Genomic DNA, 1,125 nt, shown 5'->3' on the forward strand with positions numbered 1-1,125 from the left:
TCTTTGATTTTCATTGAGTTTCAAAATCCAGTCATGGTAATTCCCAATAGGCGGATACCTCTTTCTTTCTCGCTTAGTTCTTCATAGAGTTGCAGGGCGATTTGGCTTATCTGACTAGCATCCTGTGTTTTTTGAGCCAGACTTTTTCGTTTGGTAAGAGTTGAAAAGTCCTCGTAGCGAATTTTCAAAATGACAATTTTTCCAGCTTTTTCTTGTTGACTGAGATTGAGAGCGACTCTTTCTGATAGAAGAGTCAGCTCTTTTTTGATATCTTCCTCGGCACGGAGAATCTTCCCGTAGGTTTTCTCCTTGCCGATTGATTTACGGATGCGATTGGATTTGACGGGGGAATTATGAATGCCACGAGCCTTTCGATAAAGGTCATAGCCCAGTCTGCCAAAGCGGTCTATTAGGGTCACTTCAGGAACTTCAAGTAGGTCAGCGCCAGTAAAAACACCCATGTGATGAAGGCGTTCGACTGTCTTTTTTCCTACTCCATGAAATTTAGCAATATCCATTTGTTTGAGAAAATCCTCAGCCTGGTTAGGTAGAATCACTGTCAGACCATGAGGTTTTTGATAATCACTGGCCATTTTAGCCAAGAATTTGTTGTAAGAAACGCCAGCAGAAGCAGTTAGATGGAGTTCTTGCCAGATATCTTTTTGAATGAGGCGAGCAATTTTGACAGCTGACTTGATCCCAAGTTTATTTTCTGTCACATCCAAATAGGCTTCGTCAATACTCACAGGTTCAATCAAATCTGTATAACGCTTAAAGATAGATCGAATCTGGAGTCCCACAGATTTGTATTTCTCATAATTTCCTGAGATAAAGACTGCCTGGGGACAACGTTCATAGGCTTCTTTAGAACTCATAGCAGAATGGACACCAAAAGCTCGCGCCTCATAGCTACAAGTGGAAACGACACCACGCCCACCTGTTTGCCGAGGGTCACTGCCGATAATGACAGGTTTTCCTCTGAGTTTAGGATTATCCCTGATTTCTACCGCAGCAAAAAAGGCATCCATGTCAATATGGATGATTTTTCTTGACAAATCATTTAACAAAGGAAAAATCAACATGCCTAGCCCCCTTTTTACCGCTTATTTTCTTTTATTATACCCT

General features: G+C 41.4%; 1 protein-coding gene. It reads right to left on the minus strand.

The annotated features are described in order from the left end of the window. Positions 1 to 20: 20 nt before the first annotated feature. Positions 21 to 1,082 (minus strand): DNA polymerase IV, encoded by a 1,062-nt coding sequence (gene dinB, locus HT699_RS10265; protein WP_172934344.1) that lies wholly within the window; start codon positions 1,080 to 1,082, stop codon positions 21 to 23. Positions 1,083 to 1,125: the final 43 nt, after the last annotated feature.

The organism is Streptococcus sp. 1055, from assembly GCF_013276815.1.
Lineage (GTDB): Bacteria > Bacillota > Bacilli > Lactobacillales > Streptococcaceae > Streptococcus > Streptococcus pseudopneumoniae.